Source organism: Romboutsia sp. 13368, assembly GCF_018336475.1.
GTDB lineage: Bacteria > Bacillota > Clostridia > Peptostreptococcales > Peptostreptococcaceae > Romboutsia.
The window spans coordinates 762,603-765,212 of the sequence record NZ_CP048741.1; the positions used below are offsets into that span (position 1 = coordinate 762,603).

A 2,610-nucleotide genomic window follows, 5' to 3' on the forward strand; every position below is an offset into this window, starting at 1 on the left:
TGATCAATGGGATGATAATTATCCAAATAAAGAAACTTTTATACATGATATAAAAAATGAGAGCTTATATRTTTGTGAGGAAGATAATTACATAAAAGGATTTATATRTATAGATGAATATGATATAATCACTTTAAAATAAAAGATTAATAAAAAAGGAATTGAGAATATGAGAAAAATTTTAGTGATTATGCTAGTTATAATTAGTGTAGGGGGAATGTATTATTTTTCTAGTCAAAATGCAGAAGTATCAGGTAATCAATCACAAGCAGTTGTAAAAGTTATAGATAAAATAAGAGATAAGGTTACGATAAGAGATGAGGAATTAATAAAGATTCAAACTAAAGTTTATACTAAGCTAAGAGGCTTTGGTAGTAAAAGTTATATAGTTAGAAAAATGGCACACTTTAGTATATATGCTTTAATTGGAGCATCTCTAGTGTTGTTCATATATGTTTTCTCTAAAAAGCTTTTATTATCATCAAATTTAGCTTTTTTATTATCTATAATTTATGCTTGTTATGATGAATACAGACAATTATCTGTACCAGGTAGATCTGGTAGTATAAAGGATATAGTTATAGATTCATGTGGTGCATTAAGTGGCATAATAATAACATTTACTATATTACTTATAATAAAAATAATAGTTTTCTTATTCAAAAAAATATTAAATAAAGAAGAATTAGTGTCAGAATAATTTAATAATTAATCATAAATATGTTATATTATCTCTTTCTAATTTGTATAATTACTATATAAATTAGAAAGAAGTGATAATATGAATTATTTAACTTATCTAAAAATACATCATTTTAAAAGTATAGAAGATTTAGAATTAAAAGATTTATCTAACATTAACATAATAGTAGGAGATAATAACAGCGGAAAGACTTCACTACTTGAAGCTATATCAATACTAGGAAATGAAAATAGCATAAAAAGTATCCTAAATAACGTATCAAAAAGAAGTTCTGCATACCCTTCAAGTTTTGAATTATTCTTAGGCATATTTCCAAGAGAGCAAGATAAAAACAAAAGTATAAAAATAAAATCCACTATAAAAGGATTAACTAGAGAGATTAACATAAATGGAAATATAGTAAGAGATATTAGTATAAATAACGATATGGATAATGCATTTTTAGGTAATATTAATGTAAAGTTAGAAGATGAAACTGTTATAGATAAAGATATATCTATAGAAGAAAGTAAAAACATTAAATACATTAACGACTATGACATTATAAAAATAGTATATATTACTCCGTATGATTACTATATAAATGATTTAATAGAAGATACATTAGAAAATTTAGAAGATAAAGATAAAAAAAATATAATAAGTCTACTTAAAATATTTGACTCAGATATATTAGATTTTAAAATAGTGAAAAAGTTAAATGTAGGTAGAAGTATGATATATATAGAGCATAAGGTATATGGTACTGTACCTTTATTTAGTTTTGGAGATAGTATAAAAAAGATATTTACACTTGGAAGTGCCTTAGTAAGTTCAAAAGGTGGAATATTATTAGTTGATGAAATAGAAAGTGCAGTGCACAAAAACCATATAAATAAGATGTTTGATATCATTATAAAACTATGTAAGGAATATAAAATACAGCTAATATGTACAACTCACAGTTTAGAGGCTATTGATAGTATAATACTTTCGCTTGGGAATGAAATAGACTCACTATCATGTTTTAGAATAGAGTTATATGATAATAAAACATATTACACAAAGTTTTCTGGCAATAAGTTAAAAGATATTAGAAACTTATTAGGTCAGGATGTGAGATAATGAGAAGCTTTTTATTTTTTGTAGAGGGAATTCATGATATAAACTGTTTAGCCAGAATACTATTTATAAATGGATTTAAAGAAGTAAATAATATAAATAATTTACCAGAAATATGGCAGATGAGAGTTCCTAGAGCTTATCCATTTGTAGATAATAGATTAGATAGATTTATACCGATACCATCATATTTTATAAAAGATGATTTATGTGTAGTAATGATATCAGCAAATGGAGTAGAAAAAATTATCAAGAGTATAGATTTATATCTTAGTAATATGAATAAGGGGGAATTAAAGCAAATAGATGGTGTATGTGCAATATTTGATGCAGATCAAAAACTAGCAAAAGATTCCTTTAATGAAAGATTTGCAAAGAATAATAAAGATATGATTGTAAATAAAAAAGATTTTTTATCTGGAGAATGTAAAATAAGAGGAGAAGTTATAAAGTTATATTATTATTTTTTCCCGGATAATTATTCTCAAGGAACTTTGGAAAATCTTTTATTAGAAGGAGCTAAAGTTGTTTATAGTGATTTATTAGATAGCGTAAATCAATACCTAGAAAGCATTGATGAAAAATATAAAGAAAATTGGAGTATATCTAGTGAAAATAAAGTTAAAGTAGGGTGTATAGCTAATGTATTTAGGCCAGGAAGTGCTAATCAAATATCAATACGATTTGATGATTGGATAAGTGAAGAAAGTATAATGTATAGTCCTGTTGTAAAAAAGTTTTATGAATTTATAGTTAATATATTAAAACTTAATTAGAATAAATAATAATAAAAGGGCTTATAAAAA

At 24.2% G+C, this 2,610-nt stretch carries 3 protein-coding genes; all 3 read left to right on the plus strand.

Translation table 11 applies throughout. The features are described from left to right. The first annotated feature begins 169 nt into the window (after positions 1–169). The 3 genes from G3997_RS03080 to G3997_RS03090 all read left to right on the plus strand — a co-directional run bounded on the left by G3997_RS03080 (position 170) and on the right by G3997_RS03090 (position 2,580). Entirely contained in the window at positions 170–700 is a 531-nt protein-coding gene (locus G3997_RS03080) for a VanZ family protein (RefSeq protein WP_296647930.1), read from the plus strand. Positions 701–781: 81 nt separating this feature from the next. Beyond that, positions 782–1,807 carry an AAA family ATPase gene (locus tag G3997_RS03085; protein ID WP_296647935.1) on the plus strand — a complete coding sequence of 342 codons (1,026 nt, stop codon included), beginning with the start codon at positions 782–784 and terminating at the stop codon, positions 1,805–1,807. Then, complete coding sequence (locus G3997_RS03090) at positions 1,807–2,580, plus strand: DUF3226 domain-containing protein (protein WP_296647940.1); 774 nt, start codon at positions 1,807–1,809, stop codon at positions 2,578–2,580. Before G3997_RS03085 ends, G3997_RS03090 begins: the two co-directional genes overlap by 1 nt. The last annotated feature ends 30 nt before the right edge of the window (positions 2,581–2,610 follow it).